This window comes from Halorubrum ruber (assembly GCF_018228765.1).
GTDB classification, from domain to species: domain Archaea; phylum Halobacteriota; class Halobacteria; order Halobacteriales; family Haloferacaceae; genus Halorubrum; species Halorubrum ruber.
This window is the reverse complement of the sequence record NZ_CP073695.1, coordinates 1,277,511-1,295,014: the sequence shown is the minus strand read 5'-3', so window position 1 is coordinate 1,295,014 and position 17,504 is coordinate 1,277,511. Positions and strand designations below refer to the sequence as shown.

Here is a 17,504-nt window from a genome sequence, read left to right as displayed (position 1 = left end):
TACGCCCGCGTCGCCCGCCCGCACGACCGTCGCGATCCGGGAGCGCGGTCGCGGAGCGCAACGGTTAGTGCGCCCGCCGACACAGGGCGCCCATGGGCTTCTTCGAGACGCTCGCGGCCCGAATCGAGGCAGTCGACAGCGTCGTCTCGGTCGGGCTCGACCCCGACCCGAGCCGGCTCCCCGAGACCGTGACCGACGCCGACCTCCCGCGGTGGGCGTTCAACCGCCGGATCATCGACGCGACCCACGAGCACGCCGCCTGCTACAAGCCGAACGCGGCCTTCTACGAGGACCCGGACGGCTGGCGCGCGCTGCGCGAGACCGCGGCGTACGCGGAGGGCAAGGGCGTCCCCGTCCTGCTCGACGCGAAGCGCGGCGACATCGGCAACACGGCGCGGCGGTACGCCGAGGTCCTCGACCACGTCGACGCGATCACGGTGAACCCGTACCTCGGACGCGACTCGCTCCAGCCGTTCCTCGACCGCGCGGACAAGGGCGTGTTCGCGCTCTGTCGCACGTCGAACCCGGGCGGCGCCGACCTTCAGGACCTCGAACTCGCCTCCGGCGAGCCCCTCTACGAGCGCGTCGCCGCGCTCGCCGACGTGTGGAACGCGAACGACAACGTCGGGCTCGTCGTCGGGGCGACAGCGCCCGAGGAACTCGAGACGGTCCGCGAGATCGTCCCCGAGATCCCGTTCCTCGTCCCCGGCGTCGGCGCGCAGGGCGGCGACGCCGAGGCCGCGGTCGAACACGGGCTCGCGGAGCGCCCCGACCTCCCGGTCGACGTCGGCCTCGTGAACTCCTCGCGCGGGATCATCTTCGCCGGCGAGGAGTCGAGCCGGCCCGGCGACGAGGCGACCTACTTCGGCGCCGCGGGCGACGCGGCGAAGCGGCTCACAAAGCGGCTGAACCGGCACCGATAGCGCCGGGAGTGCGCCGGCAGAGGCGTTCCGGCGGGCTCGTCGAGCGAACCGCGCTACCCGCGCCCGGCGGCGCACCCGGAACAGGCGCGGGCCCGCTCGTCCCAGTGGTCGTCGCAGACGGCGCGCCCGCAGCGGTCGCAGGCGTGGCTCGCCGTGGCCGCCTCGCAGACCTGGCAGAGTCCGGTGAGGCTCACGGCAGCGGTTGGGTCGCACGCCTTATGAGGATCGGGGGCGAGCCCCGGATATGCGCCAGTTCGTCGTCATCGGCCGCGACGTGCCCACCGACCCCGACGCGATCTCGCTGTCGGACATCCCCGGGGCCGGGCGGCTCGATCTGCTCTGCCGGTGCGTGAGCGCCGGCGTCTTCCTCTCGCACGGCATCCGCGAGTCCGTCCGGGTCCACCTCGTCGTCGCGGACGAGTTCACCGTCACCTTCGATTCGGACACGCTCCGCCACCTCCACCCCGACGAGCGCAACGTCGCCGCGCGGGTCCGCGACGCGGTCGACGCGAAGGACGACGCCATCGGCCACATGCCCGCGGACGTCTCTCCGGGCGTCGAACTCCGCCGGATGGATCTCGACGCGACGCTTGACCGACTCGTCGGCGAAGACGGCCGCGGCCCGGACGGGACGCTCGTCCAGCTCCACGAGGAGGGCGACCCGCTCGCCGACGCGGAGCCCCCCGAGGACCCCGTGTTCGTGCTCTCTGACCACCACGACTTCGCGCCCGCAGAGGCGGAGGCCGTGGCCGAGCGCACCGAGCGGCGACTCCGCGTCGGCCCCGAACTGCTCCACGCGGACCACACCGTCACCGTGGTCCACAACTGGCTCGACACGGACGGGTACGCCGAATACTGACCGCGAGACCGATGCCGACGCAACCCCAAAACCGCGAAACGACGACCGCACCCGACACGGACCCCCGATTCGAAATCCCCCTGCGAGGAATCGACGTCGACCCCGAGACGCGCTGCGCGCACTGGGACGATCCGGTCGACGTGGTCGCGCTCCGGTTCGGCTGCTGTGAGGCGTACTACCCCTGCGACGCCTGTCACGACGCGGCCGCCGACCACGAGGCGGTCCCGTGGCCCCGCGACCGCTTCGACGAGCCGGCAGTCCTGTGCGGTGCCTGCCGCACGACGCTCACGGCCCGCGAATACCTCGCGGCCGACGACGACGTCTGCCCCGCGTGCGGCGCCGCGTTCAACCCCGGCTGCCGGAAACACCGCGATCGGTACTTCGAGACCGACGGGGACGGCGCCGTCGATTTATAAGTGAAGCTGCGGTGGCGCGTGCCGACGAACGCCCGAAGGGCGTGAGTCGCACGCGCGAGGGAGTCGGTGGTCCGGAGCGAAGCGGAGGACCACCGACGAGGCTGGGGAGGCGTGAGGCTGCGGGGCTGTGCGGGGTGGGACTCAAAGGGGCAGTTGCGAGGGCGGCGCAGGCGACGTAAGTAGCGTGGCGCTACGCGCCACGGAAAGCCGGCGGCAAAGCCGCCGGCGACACCGCAGGAGCGAGTGAAACGAGCGACGAGGAGCACAGCGAGCGTGCGCCGCCCTCGCGACCGGGGCTTTGGCGGTGGTCGCCGTGGATCTATTGTCTGTTATTTATAACCGAGCGGCTGGGGCTTTGGCGGTATTCACCATCGATCCGGTATCAGTCATTTATAAGCGAGCGGCTAGGAAGTTAGCGGTGTCAACTGCCGGTCTGCTTTTAATTATTTATAAGCGAACAGCCTGACCTTTGGCGGTGGCCGTGGCTGCCATCAATTTGCCTGGTCCTCACCGATTCTCATTCTATCTGATCTTCTCTGATCGCCCCCCTTTCGGAAGGATTAAAAGAACGAGCGGCCTTCAATCGAGTGCGGGCCGGTGGGGTAGCTTGGTATCCTTCGGCCTTCGGGTGGCCGTAACCACGATTCAAATTCGTGCCGGCCCACTTCTCCCGCATCCGTTTCACTCGACGAGCGACGGCTGTCGTTTTCCGACGCACCGAACCGATTGAGTGCCCGGAGCCCGCACCGATCAGCGATGCCAACCGACACCGTCGCGGGCGTCGACTGGGCGGGCGGCGCGTGGCTCGCGGTCGTCATCGACGGCGACGACGAACCGAAGCCCCGCCTCGAACGCGATCTCGAATCGCTGTGGACCGAGCGCGACTTCGACCGGATCCTCGTCGACGTGCCGATCGGCCTCCCCGACGACGCGGAGACGCTGGCGGCCCGCGAGGCGGTCGACTCCGCCGCGCGGTCGGCCGCCGAGCGCCCGAGCAGCGTGTTTCCCGTCCCGTCGCGGAGCGCGTGCGAGGCGGCGAAGGAGGGCGCGGACTACGAGACGGTGAACGAGCGGAACCGCGCCGACCTCGACAAGGGGCTCAGCCGGCAGTCGTACCACATCGCGCCGGCGGTCGGCGAGGTCGACGAATTCCTCCGCGAGGACGAAGCGGCGCGCGACCGCATTCTGGAGGCGCACCCGGAGGTGTGCTTCCGCGGGCTCGCGGGCCGCCCGCTCGACCACTCGAAGACCGGCGCGCCTGGCGTGGGCGAGCGGCTCGACGCGCTCGACGGCCACCTCGACGATCCGAACGCGGCGCTCGGCCGGGTCTGCCGGGAACTCGCCGGGGCGCCGGCCGACATCGTGAACGCCGCGGACCCGACCGTCGACGACGCGGTCGACGCGCTCGCGCTGGCGGCCGTCGCGTCCCGTCCGCTCGACGAGCTCCGGTTCCTGCCCGAGGGCGCCGACTACCGCGACGGCGAGCGGATTCCGATGCGGATGGCGTATTGGAGCGCGGAGCGGCTGGATTGAGACGCTTCCTAGCCCCGCGTCCGTCTCGGAACGGTCGACCCGTTGGTAAGCTTCAAGACCCTCTGTCACCCGCTACGACACGAATGAAACTCTTCTCCTCGCGGGCGGACCGCCGGCGGGGGATCGCCGCCGTGGTCGGCGTCGCGGTCCTCGCGGTCGGGCTCTACGTCCTCGTGAGCCGCTACGCGGGCTTCATCACCGACGCCGAGGCCCTCCGGACGTGGCTCGACCAGTTCGGTATCTTCGCCCCCATCGTGTTCATCGGCATCCAGGCCCTCCAGGTCATCGTCGCTCCGATTCCGGGACAGGTCGTCGCCCTCGTCGCGGGCTACCTTTTCGGCTCGCTCTGGGGCACCGTGTACAGCCTCACCGGCGTGCTCATCGGCAGCGCGGTGGCCTTCTCGCTGTCGAAGCGGTACGGTCGCTCCTTCGTCGAGAACGTCATCCACGAGGACGTGATCGAGCGGTTCGACGGGTTCGTCGACACCGTGGGAATTCCCGGGCTGTTCGCGTTCGTCATCATCCCCGGGCTTCCCGACGACGCCATCTGCTTTTTGAGCGGGCTCACCAAGTGGTCGCTCCCCACCTTCATCGGCGTCATCGCCGTCGGCCGCCTTCCGGCGTATGTGCTGACGGTGTACGCTGGCGGCGAACTCGCGAGCGGCCGGTTCCTCTCGGCGATGGCGCTCGTGGCGCTCGTCGTGGCCGCGTCCGCCGTCGGCTACTACAAGCAGGAGGCGGTCCGCGACCTCGTCGAGCGCGTCGAGCCGCGGCTCCCGTTCTGAGGGACTCGACGCGGCGAGGCGGATATCACCCCCACGTCCACTGCGAGTCGAGCGCGAAGCGGTACAGCCCGCTGATGAGGATCGCGGGGACGTTCGCGACGAGCGCGGTCATCCCGCCCCACTCGACGAGCGCGTAGAGGACGCCGATCTGTATCGGCCACGCGGTCCCGCGAACCAGGTTCGTCTTGAGCAGTCCGCCGAGGTACGCGGACAGGCCGGTGTTCTGACTCGCCCGAAACGTCCACGCATTGTTGAGGACGTACGAGAGGACGATCGTGATCTCGATGGCGATCGTCGCGGCGAGCAGATAATTCAGCCCGGCGACGTTGTCGAACAGCCACAACAGGCCCATCTGTATCCCCGCGGTGATCGCACCGACGACCACGAACCGACGCATCTGGACCGCGAGCGGTCCGCTCACGAGGTTGCGCAGGACCGATCGAATCATCACTTATACCCGAGCGCTTCGAGGCGAGCTTCGAGGTCTTCGTCGACCTCCTCCTCGCCGCGCTCGGCCGCGGCCGCTTCCGCTGCCGCCCCGCGCTCGCGGAGCAGCTCCGCGTGGGTGTCGACGACCGGCACGAACCGGTCGATAACCGCCTGTTCCTCCTCGTTCGGGTCGACCGCGAGGTTCTCCTGTTGGGTCGGGTCCGAGGGGCGGTGGTACAGCTCCCGCTCGCCGGCGTCGACGTTCTCGATGTACGTCCAGTCGTCGTCGCGCGCGCTGACGAACAGGTCGCCGTCGGACAGCGCCCGCGGGATCGGCTGCTGGGTCACCTCCTCGCCGCGGACGGTCACCGAGACGACGGGGTCGTCGGGGACGTCCGGCCCGTCGGCATCGGCGTCTGCCTCTCCGGCTTCGGACGGAGCGTCGTCGCCGCCCAGCGCCGGCACGAGCGACTCGCCGTGCCACTCGGGGGCGGGGTCGACGCCGAGGAGGTCGGCGGCCGTGGGCGGAATGGCGTCGAGCCCGACGTGGCCGTCGACGCGGCCGCCGTCGAGCCCGGGGACGTCGGCCACGAGCGGGACGTGGATCAGCTCGTCGTACAGCTTCGGGTAGTGGGCGAGGTGGCCGTGCTCTTGGAACTCCTCGCCGTGGTCGCCAGCGAGCAGCACCGCGGTGTCGTCGGCGACGCCCGCGCCCTCCAGACTGTCGAGCAGGCGGCCGATGCTGGCGTCGACCTGCCGTACCGTCGCCTGATACAGGGTCCGGAGCTCGCGGAGGGTCCGCTCGCCCACTTCGAGTCCGAGGCTCGTCCGGGCGTGCGCGTGGAGCATCTGGTGGGTGCCGACGATGCCGTCCGACACCTCGCGGATGTACCGGGGCGCGGGGACGTACGGGGTGTGGGTGTCCATGTAGTGGACCCACAGGAAGAACGGCTCGTCCGTGTCGTCGACGAACCCGGTCGCGGCGTCCTCGACGTCGAACATGCGCGAGGCGTCGAGGAACGGGCGGTCGTCGCTCTCGCCGCGGAGCCTCGACCCGAGCCGGCGGATCGGGGAGGACGCGAGCTGGATCCACGCCTCGACCGTCGGGTGGGCGGCGAGGTACCGGCTGTAGCGGCTGGAGCCGACGCTCGTGACGAACGGCTCGAACTCGTCGAACCCGTCGGGGTACCCCCAGTGGTCGGTGAGGAAGCCGTTCGCGGCGTTGAACCCGCCGGTCGCGATCCCGGCCTCGGAGAGCGCCTCCGCGAGCGTCACCGACTCGTCGACGCCGATGTCGCCCGACCGGGCGAAGACGGGCTCCGACGCGAGGATCGACGGGAACGAGAAGGGAGTCCAGTTGCCCGTCGCGAACGCGCGGTCGAACACGGTCCCGCCGTTTGCGAGCCCGTCGATGACCGGCGAGCGGCGGTCGTCGTCGTACGGGGAGACGGCGTCCACGCGCAGCGAGTCCACCGTGACGAGGACGACGTTCGAGACGGTCGCGTCGTCGCTCGGCGCGTCCGCGGCTGAAGGGGTCGACGAATCGGATGTCATAGGGTACGGTGCGAATCCCGGGAGAACGCGCTCACCGCGGGCGAACTTTGGGATTCGCGAATATACTCGGAATGGCGGTTGCCAGCCGCTTGAGGATTTCGATCCCCCACATCCTGGGCGAGCGTACCTATTTGACGGTGCCGACGCACGGGATCGGTATGGACGAGACGCCCACCGGCCGGCCGGTCGACGAGGCGGTGCTGCCGGAACCGGTCCCCGACGACGAGGTTCCGGAGTCGGTATCGGGCCGGTCCCGCGCGATAGAGACGAACGGGGTGCCGCTCCACGTCGTCGAGGCCGGCCCCGAGGACGGGAAGCTCCTGGTCCTGCTCCACGGCTTCCCGGAGTTCTGGTACGGCTGGAACGACGCGATCGCGCCGCTCGCGAACGCGGGCTACCGCGTCGTCATCCCCGACCAGCGCGGGTACAATCTCTCCGCGAAGCCGCCGGCGGTGCGCGACTACCGGATCGGCGAACTCGCACGCGACGTGGTCGGGCTGATCGACGCCTACGACCGGGAGACGGCCGCCATCGCCGGCCACGACTGGGGCGCCGCGGTGGCGTGGTGGCTCGCGCTCGCCCACGAGGACCGCGTCTCGGAGCTGGTCGCGATCAACGTCCCGCACCCGACCGTCTTCGAGCGCGCGCTCCGCACCTCGTGGGACCAGCGGTTCAAGAGCTGGTACATGCTCGCGTTCCAGCTGCCGAAGCTGCCCGAGGCGGTGGCGAGCGCCGGAAACTGGCGGCTCGCGACGAACGCGTTACGCGACACGAGCGCGCCCGGCACCTTCACCGACGAGGACCTGCGGCGGTACCGACGGGCGTGGAACCGCGACGGCGCCTTCGAGGCGATGGTGAACTGGTACCGCGCGATCGTCCGCGACCGCCCCGAGCCGCCGAAGACGGAGGTATCGGTGCCGACGCTCCTGATCTGGGGCGCGAACGACCGGTTCCTCGCGCGCCGGCTGGCCAACGAGAGCGTCGAGCACTGCGTCGACGGCCGGCTGCTCGCGATCGACGACGCGACGCACTGGGTCGTCCACGAACACCCGCACCGCGTCGCCCAGGCGATCGCGGACCACGCCGACCCGTTACCGCCGGGCGCGCGTGAGTGAGGTGGCGGTCCCGAGGAGAGCACCTGCGGCCGGCCGTTTCGAATACTGTCCTCGTCGCACCGCCACAAAGGTTATATCTGCCCTCGTCCAAAGGACAGATATGAGCAAACACTTCGAAGACGCGCGGTACTACCTCGGTCGAGCGGCGGAACACGCGAAGGCGGGCGTCGTCGAGGAGTTAGAGCCGGTCGAAGCCCGCGTGAAGGAGCTCGTCGGGCGGGAAGACGAGGAGCCGGAGCCGGAGGCCTCGCGGCTGGACAAGCTCCAAGCCGATCTCAAAGAGCTCGAAGAGCGCGCAGAGGGCGAGGCGCGCGAGGCGATCGCGTCCGCCCGGAAGCGCGTCGCCGAGTACCGCGGCAAGGACGCCGCCGCGGAGTAGCCACGCCGCGGACTCCTTATTGGAGCGGCGGTCCGGTCGTCGCGGCCGCGTCGCCGCCGATCCGCTCTTCGGCCGGCAGCACCGCGTACTCGATGCCCGCTTCCTCGAACAGGGACCGCGTCCGCTCGATACCCTCCTGCGCGTCGACGTCGGTCGCGCGGTAGTGCCGGATCGGGTGGCGGATCCACGACGGCTCCCAGTGGGCGTACACGTCGGTCGTCGAGCGGTCGGCGCCGGCGTACAGCGCGAGGTGGAGCTGGTGGTCGCTCGCGAGCGCGCCCTCGGGGTACCGGACCCAGCTCGCGACGGTCGTCTCCGGGGGCGTCTCGTAGTCGCGGTACTTGAGTGAGGAGACGAGGTTGCGAACGAACCCGAGCCGGTGGAGCTGCGCCTCGACGATCGGATACGGTTCATGAAGCGTGAACGCGTACTGCTCGCGAGGTGTCTCGCGCTCGGCGTAGAGGCCGACGAGCGACAGCGGCGCGTGGAGGAGGCTCGCGACGCCCTGCCGGAGGCGTTCGAGGAAGCGGAGTTCGTGGGTCACGGGGGGTGAATCGGGCGGGTGCGGCATGAACTATTCGGCGGAAGGTAACTCTTAAGTCCGGAGGTCGGATACCTCGACACGAGCGGGTTGGTGGTCTAGCCAGGTTATGACGGCTCCTTCACACGGAGCAGGTCGGCGGTTCGAATCCGCCCCAACCCATACGCGCTGCGTGGTTTTGTGAAGGAAACACCCTCCGCCACGTACTGCGATTTCGAGGACAATTTTCTTCGAGTTGTCTGCCCTCGGCGCATTCGTAGCGCCGTCATCTACCGGTTAACATGGGGGATTCGCCGCGATTGTAGAAGTACCGAGCGGTGTTTCTAATCAATACGCGCGATACCATTATTAATCCAACCAGATATAAAAGAAGTTTCACCTCGCCACACGACGTCCGAGAACGAACACGAACAAAGCGATAAATAACGCTCCAGTAAGCGATTCAACGCCAACTAGTAGGCGTGACAATGGACTCATCGGGTAGAAATCTCCATATCCTATCGTTGAGAATGTGATAACGCTGAAGTACCAGCCGTTGAGTAGGTCGACTAACATCGCGCCTGGATTTGTGAGGTCGGTCAGGGTAACACGGTACGTCGTCTCGGGATTACTCCGTGCGATACCGGCACTAGAGTAGACAATTCCACATAAGAAAATCAGCAACCCCGACATGCCGAGCAGTCTTCGCAAACTTTCACCATGACGGTGGAGGTTCCAGTTTAGCGTTCCGACAGTGTACTGTCCGAACGATTTGAGCCACAAACTAGAGAGGAAGTTGCTTCCTTCAATCCGATCACTATTTTTTAATCGTTCTTTTTGATACGCTCTCTGTGCCTCCTGCCTTCGGATGTGTGCGTTCCGAGCACGTTCGTTCATCGCGTACTCTTCAAATAGCGACTCCAGACGACGATACGTCCACGCAGCGGCCCGAAGATGAGGCATATCTTCGTTTATATATACTCCTGTATTTGGGTCGTACTCATACCGACATATCTCACGCATGCCACCGGCTTCCTCGTCAATCCCGAACTGAGTTCTATTGTTAATACGAACATCACTGAGATTTACTTGGTAGAGCCGCGCTCCGGAGAGATTCGCGCCACGTAGGTCTGTCCCACCGGTGAGATCTGCGGCTTCAAGTGAGGCACCAAGTGGGTCGGTTGGAATGTCATCTTCCGATGTGAGCGTCCTTGCGAACGCAGGTCTAAATGTGGCATTTCGTAGATCCGCATCCGAGAACTCTGCTTCCCGTAAGTTCGCTTCCGTGAGATTAATTTCGCGAAGATTTGTTTCTACAAACGCAGATTCTTCGAGGTTGGCACGAGGAAATTCAGCCTGTTTGAGGTTGACGTTAACAAACTGTGTGCCGGATATTTCAGATCGAGAAAAGTTTGTTTCTTTGAGATTGCTCGAAGAAAATTCAGCTTTTCGGATGATAGCATTGGAGAAGTCAGCAGAGCAACAGTATCCATCGCAAAATACAGTTTTAGATAGATCAGCGTCAGAGAAGTCGGATTTGCGGAGATACGAATTATGAAACTCGGCTTGGGGGAGGTTAGCCTTGCGGAAAAAGGCTTTGCGGAGATGAACATTCTGAAACTTAGCTTGGGGGAGGTCGGCCATACAAAAGTCGGCTTTGGTGAGGTAACTGTCTGAAAACGTGGCCCTGGAGAGGTCAGCATCGATAAACTTGGCTTCATGCAAGTAGACCTTCGGGAATTCAGCACTTATGAGGGAGGCATTAAAAAAATCGACACCCCGGAGGTCAGCATTGCGAAAATCAGCTTTATACAGATAGCTACTACCAAATTTTGCTTGCCTTAGAGTAGTACGAGAAAAGTCAGCAAACGAGAGAATACAGTCACGGAATGAGAACCCATCAGGGAACCTAATCCCGCGTAAGATAGCCCCACCAAGGTGTTCTTTCACGCACTCCGCGTCCCAGCATACATCTTCAGATGTTTGTTTTGCCTCAATCAGTTCCTGTATACTCTTTTGTTTTTTATCGGCGTGCCAAACGCATAGTCCGTTGTACTTCGGTTCACGGAGACAAACAGCGTTATGCGCGTCTTTTTGCCACTTGTCACTTGCTTTCTCATCAAGTCCAACATCCTCCGGTTTCAGAACATGCCCGCAGTACTCCTCGGGCGCGTCTTCGCAGATTCCCATGAGATATCTTTGTGTGACGACACGTATTGAATCTAATCAGTTTATTGAACCGCATTAGCTCACAGCAAGTTCTCTATACAAATTCTATCAGCACAGTTTGACTCGATACGCCCGACAGTCATACCATAATCCCAAACAGCCGATTACCGGTTCTCACTGACTTGCGTCGTACCGGTCGACCGCTTCTTCCGGGGGTAACCTCCGTGCGATTGTTGGATCCCCGGCAGTTGCGCGGGTCAGCGGTCTACCCTCGCTGACGACGCTCTAGCGTGAAGCATTGTGCGTTGCGGTGCGCCCCAGAGGGAATAAAACCGCACGAAGCCGATCAGGACAGTGGTTCGAATCCGCCCCCACCCCCTACGTAGTACGCACGAGCTGTAACCGTGCGATTTCACTTTCATCAGACTTTCTGGCGCCCGAATCGCAGTTTTTAGATCCTGTTTTTAGGCCGGGAACTTCCTAACTCAACCGGTCGCCGTATGCTGGTCGCCTCCGTCCGGGAATCCGACGATATGACTCGGATCAACGGACAGGTGTCTGGAAGGGTCGCGGACCTCCACGCGCGCCGGTCAGAACGTTCACCCGGAAGGGATCCCACCGTCCGGCACTGGTTTCCGCGAAGGCGAACGCGGCAGGAGAATCCGTCAGAGACCGCCGATACTGAGAAGCACTCCGAGCAAGACGAGGACGACGACGCAGACCGCACCCGCGGCGAGCGGCGTGTTCTCCATCGCCTTCTCGTAGAACGCCATCGATTCGTACTCCTCGCGGAACGCGTCCCGATTCTCCGCGTCGTAGAAGTACTTCGTTTTGAACGCGAAGCGCTCGGTCACCGCGCACCCGGTACAGACGGGAGTATCCTCTAGACGCTCTGTTTTGATGTGCGAGTCGCAGTTAATGCTCCCGCAGTTCGCACAGTACGTGTAGGCCGCGTCGGTCCCTGCCGTGTCGCAGTGGACACACCGGTGAACCCCGTCCTCGCTCGTCACGCGCGACGGTCCCGCCGCGAAGTACTCGTACGGATACGCGTATTCTCCCAGGTCGGTCGTGTGCCGGACCTGTGGGAGGTACACCGGCTCAATCGATTGGACCGAGATGTCGGACCGCTTCGGCTCGCACGTTTTCGTGTACGTGACGTTGTTGTCTCCGGTGTAGGAGACGGTGGTCGTGTGGTGGTCCCGGAGCCGGTCGACAGCCCAGTCTTTGTACTCGGTCTGCGTTTGCCCGAACCGTCGCTCCTCGACCGCGTCGAACGGATCGTCGAACCGGTCCGCGTCGAGCTCGACGGTCGCGTCGAGGTTCTCTATCACGAGGTTCGAGACGTCACGAGTCGCGGTCTCCGGGCGGCCGCGTTCGGCGTGGACAACGAACCGAGACCGGTCGTTGACTCGGTGAATCACGCCGACAGAGGTCTCGAACACCGCGTTCGTGTCCGCGGTCACAGTGACGACCGGTCGGAACGTGACGGTGGTATGCGGTTCGGGGAGGTCCGCCGATTCGATGTTGTCGATGTCTTGGAACGCTTCCTCGACGGGTGCCGCCACCGACGTCGCCGGGTCGTACGGTCGAAGGGTTTCGTCGCACAGGATTTCGATTCGACCGTTGTAGAGGTCAAGCCCGATCTCGTCGGCGATCTCACGCAGGTCCTCGCCATCGATCAGTTCGATCGGATACGGGTCGTCGTTCCGCCGCAACCGGTCGGCGTACTCAACGGCCGGGCCGGTGAACCGACCGGTTGTCGCCACCATTCCCCGTTTCGGCCCGTCGAACTCGAACGTCGCAATCGCCGAGTGGAGCTTCTGGACGACCGGCCGCCCGACGGTATCCGTGTGCTTACACTCGACGACGACGCCGCGCCGCGTCCCATCAACTACCTCTTCCATCAGGATGTCGCGTCCTTCGTCAGCCGTCCGCTCAGCCTGCCGCACGTTTTCGTACCCGAGATTCCGGAACACGTCCTCCATCACGTCCTCGAACTCGAATCCGGAGAGGTCATCGAGGACAGGCATTGCGCGTACTCATCACATGTCAGCCGCTCGCTAAAGGCTCTATTGAAACTCTCAAACTAAGCGGCGACGGTTCACGAGATTCCTCACCAGGACTCGCGCCTTGTGGCCGCACTCGACGTAGGTCCGAAAGCGCTACAATCGCCTCATCGATCGGCCGTCTGAGTGTGCTAAAATTGTGAACGGGCAGAGACGAGCGTTCACGGGTTCCCTTCAGTAGCGATCACGTCCGGCACGTCGAAGAGGCGGACGTCGTCGCGGGCGTCGGCGGCGCGTTCGAGGTCGTCGGTGAATCCGGAGCGGCTGAACAAGACGTACAGCGACGTCCCGTCTGCCGGTTCCGCCGCCCACCGTACTTCCGATGCCGTCCGTTCGAGGTCCGCGAGGACGCCTTCGCTCACGGGGCGCGAGGTGAACTTACACTCGCCCGCGACGAGTCCCTCGCCAGTGAGCCCGAGCACGTCTAACTCGTGTTCCTTGAACCACCACTGCCCGAGGTCCGTGAACTGTCGATCGACGAGAGCGGGGAGCGACCGCTGACAGAGGCGTTCGAACAACGGACTCACGTAATCCGCGAGCTCCGGTGCCACGAGTTCGTCGTACGCGTCGTCGCCGAGCAAGCGGAGCTGGTCTTGGTTCCCGTACACGAACCGGAACCAGAACCGGAACAGCGGCGCACCGATGCGATACCGCCCGCGGTTCGACGACGTCGGCGACGCCGTCACGGGGATGTGGCGTTCGACGAGGCGGAGGCGACGGAGCTTCTGGAGGTACGTGCTGAGCGACCCCGACTCGACGCCGGCCATGCCCGCGATTTCGTTCGGCGTTCGACGGCCGTGTGCGAGCGCTCGGAGGATGCTGAAGTACGTGTTCGGTTGCCGGAGCTCGGTCCGGAGCAGGAACTCGGGCTCGGAGTACAGGAGCCCGCGCTCCGACAGGATCGCCTGCTGGACATTCGTTCCTAACGGTTGGTCGGGGTCGATCGTCTGGAGGTAGTACGGCGTACCCCCGTAAATCGACCACACGGCGATCGCAGTCTCCGGGTCATACGCCGGGAAGAACTCGCGGGCGTCCCCGACCGAGAGCGGTTCGAGGTCGATCGTCGCCGTTCGCCGCCCGTACAACGGTGCGCTTCCGGAGAGCACCTTGTCTTCCATGACGCTGATCGACGACCCGACGAGCACGAGCGTCATTCCGGTGTCCTGTAGCTCCGTGTCCCAGACGCGTTGGATCCGCGACGGGAGTGATTCGTCCTCGTCGATGAGGAACGGGAACTCGTCGATTACGACGACGGCGTCTTCTGTCCCCAGTGCTTCGAGAAGCACCTCCCAGTCACGGCGAACGTTTCGTAGCGACGGGAACTGCGCAGTGACGGTCTCGACGAACTGCTCACACTGGTTCTGCGCCGTGGACTCGACCGCCTGGTAGTACACCGCGTCGTCCCGATCGGCGATCGACTGGCGGACGAGCTCGCTTTTCCCGAGACGACGACGCCCGTAGATCACGACGAGGTCCGCCGTCTCGGAGTCGTAACAGGCCGTGAGTTGATCGAGTTCGGCGTCCCGATCAACGAATCGTTCCATACTGTTACTCCTCGCTCCACGCAGATAGAACTCCCGATTTTGGAAATCGCAATTTCAGAAATTGTGATTTCATAACGTCATCCCTCACCAGTTCTGATGAGGTGATTCTTCACGCTCCGATCCGAGTCGTAATCCCGGTTGTGAGCGCGAACCGTGACATCACAATCCGTCCTCGGGTCATCGTGTTTGAGCGCCTCTCGCGCTTTCGCTTCAATCGTTTCGGGACGCTCACGGACACTACAACGACGATTTGTATTATCGACCGTTTTTATATACATCGTCGAGATCGGTGCGTATGGTACGACCCTCCCGTCGGCGCTTCCTCGGGGGAAGCGCCCTGACGCTCGCAGCGCTGACAGGTGTTCTCGCCCCCGAAACCGACGCGACTGCCGCAGGCCGTCCGAGAGACCTCGACGTCGATATTTCGGCCCCGTTCGCCGACGCGTTCCTCCCGCTGCCGACGGGGGACGCGCTGTCAGCGACGTATACGATGCTGATTGCGGACCGCGTCGACGCCGACGCGGAAGCGGATCTGAGCTACCGCGCCCGTTCCACGGCCGAGCGGCTCGACGTCGACGCCGAGGAGTTGGCTGCGACCGTCGCGGTCACTCCCTCCGAACGCGGGGTCCGGTTAGAGACGGCGGCCGGCGGTTTCGACCGCTCCGACCGCGGCGAGACGATCGCTGTCGGCGAGGGAGACGGAGAGTCGGACGACGACATCCCGGCGGAGGCCGAGACGACGGACGAACTCCCCGCGGGCTGGCGGCTCGCCGACGACAATGAGACCGCGCTCGTCACCGGCGACGGCGTGGCGGCCGCCGCGACCGGCGGTGGGTACTCGCCGAGCCCTCGCAGTGGTTCTGCGCCGTCGGAAGACGAGGTGAGGGACCGACGGATCGAAGCGGCTCGCGTTGCCGGCCAGGCCGCCGCCGACGAGGCCGACCGTTTCGCGGAATCGCCGCTGGGCGAGGCCGCCCTCCCCAAGCTCGGTGGATTCGAAACGGTGCTTTTGGTTCCGGACGCCGCCGGCGGTCCGTTTCCGCTGTCGGTCCCCGACGACGTGGACGCGTTCGCCGCCGGCTTCGAGACCGACCCGAACGACCTCCGAGACATCGACGGCACGGCGGAGAACGCGTACGTGGTCCGTCCGGCCGCGGCTCCCGACGAACTCGACGACGGGACCGTCAGGCGACTCGTGCGTACGGTCGACCCCGCAGACCCCGTCGAAATGGACATCACGCGTTCCGACGGCGTCGTGCTCGTCGACGCCGTCGTCGAGGCCCCGCCGGAACTCGACCGTGAGGCGTCGCCGGACGCCCGAGTCATGTCGGAGTTCGACCGGGCCGCCGGAACCGTGACGTTCGAACACGTCGAAGGCGAGGCCGTGCCGGCCGACGAGCTGGAGGTCTGGCACGACGGCGAGGAGGTGAGCGACACGGTCCTCGACGGGAAGGAGTTCACCGCGGGCGACGAGATCACCGTCGAGACCGGACTGATCGCAACCGTCACGCTGCGATGGTTCGACCCGGACGCGAACGTCTACGACACGTACGCCAGCGAACAGGTCGACCGCGAGGCGTTCGCCGTCGACTACGACATGAGCGACGAGACGTTGGAACTCGCCTACGAGGCCGAACGCTCCGCCGACGCGAGCGACCTTCGGCTGGTCCACCGCGGCGAGAGAGGGGTCCAAACAGCCGGGGAGGAGTTCACCGACGGAACGCTCACCCCCGGCGACGCGGTCACCGTCGACGACGTGTCGATCGGCGACAGCGTACAGCTGGAGTTCGACGTCGAGCAACCGTCGGGCGGCGACTCGCTCATCTATTACCGCGCCAGCCCCCGCGCGTTTGGGTCCACTCGCACGGCGAGGGCGGGACCACGGTCGGGTACGACGGAGAGAAGCCGCGACCCGCTGACGCGTTCGTGACCCTGCTCGACGGAGAGCCGACCGACGCGCAGTTCGCAGACGAGCACGACACCCTCTCGGGCGGCGAGGAACTGGTTCTCGGCGAGCTTCCGCTGGGGAAGACCCTCACCGTCGAGTGGCGGGAGCCGGACGAGCCGGTCGTCATCGCCGACCACGAGGTCGTTCCGAACACGCGCGCGTCGATCGAGTACGACCCGGACGCCGGCGAGATCACGGTCCAGCACCGGAGCGGCCGGACGCTTCCCGCGTCGGAGTTGGAGCTCCAGGTCGGTCGCAGCCCGGCCGACGTCCAGCCCGGGGACGAGCTCGACGAGTTCGGTCCGGACGACTCCTTTGCCGCTCCGGTGCCGCCGCTGTCGCGGGTCAGACTCGTGTGGACCGGCGGCGACCGCGAACACCACCTCGGCGGCACGACCACGGCACGCGACGCGGTCGCGGCGACCTACGACGCCGACTCCGAGGCCATGACGGTCGAGTACGTCGGCGAACAGCCCGCCGACCCCGATCGGCTGCGCGTGTCGGTGAACGGCGCTGGCGAACTGGGCGGGCGAGAGCGCGGTCGGGAGTCGGCGTTCGCGGCCGAACACGACGAGCTCACGTCGGGGGACACGGTCACGGTCGACGACGTCGGGCTCGACGACACCGTCGTCGTCAGCGTCCACACCGAGTTCGAGAACGGATCGGCGACCAGTTCCGTCGGCTACTTCTCGGCGGCGCCCCGCCGCGGATTCGTCGTTAACGACGGGGACGGAGGCGGCGAGGGATCGGGGGTCACGCTCCGCTACGTCGGCGAGGTTCGCCGCGACGCCGACGCCTTCCGAGTGCTGATCGACGGCGAGCCCGCGACGGAGCAGCCCGCCGACGAGACGGACCGACTGACCGGCGGCGAGACGCTGTCGCTCGGCGATCTCTCCGCCGGCACGACGGTCGCCGTCGAGTGGACCGCCGGCGACGAGACCCGAACCGTGACGGAACACGTTATCCCCCCGCAGGCGACGTTCGAGGTCGCGTACGAACCGGCCGACGACGGCGAGGGGGGCGTCGTGACGTTCTCTCACGTCGGCGGTGACGCGCTCGATGCCGACCGCCTCGACGTGGTCGTGGAACCCGCGACCGAGGGATTGCGCCCCTGGGACTCCGACGCCGACGAGGTGACCGCCGGCGACGAGACGAGCGTCGCGGTCGACTCGGAGCCGGGACTGGCCGCCGTCGTCTTCGCCGAGGGCGAGGTACTCCACCGGGAACGGCTCAACCGGGACGGGTAGCGGGGCCTTTCGTCGCC

General features: G+C 65.7%; 14 protein-coding genes, 2 tRNA genes and 1 pseudogene. 10 read left to right on the top strand and 7 right to left on the bottom strand.

The annotated features are described in order from the left end of the window. The first annotated feature begins 92 nt into the window (after positions 1-92). Positions 93-923, top strand: a complete 831-nt coding sequence (pyrF, locus tag J7656_RS06445) for an orotidine-5'-phosphate decarboxylase (protein ID WP_017344471.1) — start codon at positions 93-95, stop codon at positions 921-923. A gap of 53 nt (positions 924-976) precedes the next feature. On the opposite strand, the gene J7656_RS06440 is transcribed toward pyrF, so the two are convergent. Beyond that, on the bottom strand, positions 977-1,117 hold the full coding sequence (locus J7656_RS06440) for a hypothetical protein (protein ID WP_211554421.1): 141 nt from the start codon (positions 1,115-1,117) through the stop codon (positions 977-979). 50 nt (positions 1,118-1,167) lie between these two features. Between J7656_RS06440 and trmY the strand changes: the two genes are divergently transcribed. From trmY to J7656_RS06415, 5 genes are all read left to right on the top strand, one after another. Further along, on the top strand, positions 1,168-1,782 hold the full coding sequence (trmY, locus tag J7656_RS06435) for a tRNA (pseudouridine(54)-N(1))-methyltransferase TrmY (protein WP_211554420.1): 615 nt from the start codon (positions 1,168-1,170) through the stop codon (positions 1,780-1,782). Positions 1,783-1,793: 11 nt separating this feature from the next. Next, positions 1,794-2,198 (top strand): CHY zinc finger protein, encoded by a 405-nt coding sequence (locus J7656_RS06430; RefSeq protein WP_211554419.1) that lies wholly within the window; start codon positions 1,794-1,796, stop codon positions 2,196-2,198. Positions 2,199-2,789: 591 nt separating this feature from the next. Continuing rightward, positions 2,790-2,862: transfer RNA gene (locus J7656_RS06425), tRNA-Pro, on the top strand. Positions 2,863-2,954: 92 nt separating this feature from the next. Further along, a complete protein-coding gene (locus J7656_RS06420) occupies positions 2,955-3,731 on the top strand; it encodes a DUF429 domain-containing protein (protein ID WP_017344468.1) in 777 nt (258 codons plus the stop codon). Positions 3,732-3,814: 83 nt separating this feature from the next. Continuing rightward, positions 3,815-4,516: a TVP38/TMEM64 family protein gene (locus J7656_RS06415; RefSeq protein WP_017344467.1), complete on the top strand. Its 702-nt coding sequence runs from the start codon at positions 3,815-3,817 to the stop codon at positions 4,514-4,516. 25 nt (positions 4,517-4,541) lie between these two features. Here the strand turns inward: J7656_RS06415 and J7656_RS06410 are convergent, their stop codons facing one another. Further along, positions 4,542-4,964: a GtrA family protein gene (locus tag J7656_RS06410; RefSeq protein WP_017344466.1), complete on the bottom strand. Its 423-nt coding sequence runs from the start codon at positions 4,962-4,964 to the stop codon at positions 4,542-4,544. Then, positions 4,964-6,499, bottom strand: a complete 1,536-nt coding sequence (locus tag J7656_RS06405) for a sulfatase family protein (protein WP_211554418.1) — start codon at positions 6,497-6,499, stop codon at positions 4,964-4,966. The genes J7656_RS06410 and J7656_RS06405 overlap by 1 nt, the downstream gene beginning before the upstream one ends. A gap of 158 nt (positions 6,500-6,657) precedes the next feature. Between J7656_RS06405 and J7656_RS06400 the strand changes: the two genes are divergently transcribed. Continuing rightward, positions 6,658-7,614 carry an alpha/beta fold hydrolase gene (locus J7656_RS06400; protein WP_017344464.1) on the top strand — a complete coding sequence of 319 codons (957 nt, stop codon included), beginning with the start codon at positions 6,658-6,660 and terminating at the stop codon, positions 7,612-7,614. Between the two features lie 100 nt (positions 7,615-7,714). Continuing rightward, on the top strand, positions 7,715-7,993 hold the full coding sequence (locus J7656_RS06395) for a DUF7553 family protein (protein ID WP_017344463.1): 279 nt from the start codon (positions 7,715-7,717) through the stop codon (positions 7,991-7,993). Between the two features lie 16 nt (positions 7,994-8,009). On the opposite strand, the gene J7656_RS06390 is transcribed toward J7656_RS06395, so the two are convergent. Next, positions 8,010-8,537 carry a hypothetical protein gene (locus tag J7656_RS06390; RefSeq protein ID WP_211554417.1) on the bottom strand — a complete coding sequence of 176 codons (528 nt, stop codon included), beginning with the start codon at positions 8,535-8,537 and terminating at the stop codon, positions 8,010-8,012. An 84-nt stretch (positions 8,538-8,621) separates the two neighbouring features. On the opposite strand from J7656_RS06390, the gene J7656_RS06385 reads away from it, so the two are divergent. After that, a tRNA-Val gene (locus tag J7656_RS06385) sits at positions 8,622-8,696 on the top strand. 213 nt (positions 8,697-8,909) lie between these two features. Here the strand turns inward: J7656_RS06385 and J7656_RS06380 are convergent. From J7656_RS06380 to J7656_RS06370, 3 genes are all read right to left on the bottom strand, one after another. Then, complete coding sequence (locus J7656_RS06380) at positions 8,910-10,703, bottom strand: pentapeptide repeat-containing protein (protein WP_082224277.1); 1,794 nt, start codon at positions 10,701-10,703, stop codon at positions 8,910-8,912. Positions 10,704-11,347: 644 nt separating this feature from the next. Further along, positions 11,348-12,712, bottom strand: a complete 1,365-nt coding sequence (locus J7656_RS06375) for a restriction endonuclease (protein ID WP_211554416.1) — start codon at positions 12,710-12,712, stop codon at positions 11,348-11,350. Positions 12,713-12,909: 197 nt separating this feature from the next. Further along, positions 12,910-14,292 carry an ATP-binding protein gene (locus tag J7656_RS06370; protein ID WP_211554415.1) on the bottom strand — a complete coding sequence of 461 codons (1,383 nt, stop codon included), beginning with the start codon at positions 14,290-14,292 and terminating at the stop codon, positions 12,910-12,912. A 490-nt stretch (positions 14,293-14,782) separates the two neighbouring features. Here J7656_RS06370 and J7656_RS15160 point away from each other — a divergent pair. Beyond that, positions 14,783-17,487, top strand: a pseudogene (locus J7656_RS15160) (hypothetical protein). Positions 17,488-17,504 lie beyond the last annotated feature (17 nt).

Excerpts from the sequence above, each read along its gene's own strand:
- pyrF (WP_017344471.1), top strand. The coding sequence starts at position 93 with ATGGGCTTCTTCGAGACGCTCGCGGCCCGAATCGAGGCAGTCGACAGC.
- trmY (WP_211554420.1), top strand. The coding sequence starts at position 1,168 with ATGCGCCAGTTCGTCGTCATCGGCCGCGACGTGCCCACCGACCCCGAC.
- J7656_RS06430 (WP_211554419.1), top strand. The coding sequence starts at position 1,794 with ATGCCGACGCAACCCCAAAACCGCGAAACGACGACCGCACCCGACACG.
- J7656_RS06420 (WP_017344468.1), top strand. The coding sequence starts at position 2,955 with ATGCCAACCGACACCGTCGCGGGCGTCGACTGGGCGGGCGGCGCGTGG.
- J7656_RS06415 (WP_017344467.1), top strand. The coding sequence starts at position 3,815 with ATGAAACTCTTCTCCTCGCGGGCGGACCGCCGGCGGGGGATCGCCGCC.
- J7656_RS06410 (WP_017344466.1), bottom strand. The coding sequence starts at position 4,964 with ATGATTCGATCGGTCCTGCGCAACCTCGTGAGCGGACCGCTCGCGGTC.
- J7656_RS06405 (WP_211554418.1), bottom strand. The coding sequence starts at position 6,499 with ATGACATCCGATTCGTCGACCCCTTCAGCCGCGGACGCGCCGAGCGAC.
- J7656_RS06400 (WP_017344464.1), top strand. The coding sequence starts at position 6,658 with ATGGACGAGACGCCCACCGGCCGGCCGGTCGACGAGGCGGTGCTGCCG.
- J7656_RS06395 (WP_017344463.1), top strand. The coding sequence starts at position 7,715 with ATGAGCAAACACTTCGAAGACGCGCGGTACTACCTCGGTCGAGCGGCG.
- J7656_RS06380 (WP_082224277.1), bottom strand. The coding sequence starts at position 10,703 with ATGGGAATCTGCGAAGACGCGCCCGAGGAGTACTGCGGGCATGTTCTG.
- J7656_RS06375 (WP_211554416.1), bottom strand. The coding sequence starts at position 12,712 with ATGCCTGTCCTCGATGACCTCTCCGGATTCGAGTTCGAGGACGTGATG.
- J7656_RS06370 (WP_211554415.1), bottom strand. The coding sequence starts at position 14,292 with ATGGAACGATTCGTTGATCGGGACGCCGAACTCGATCAACTCACGGCC.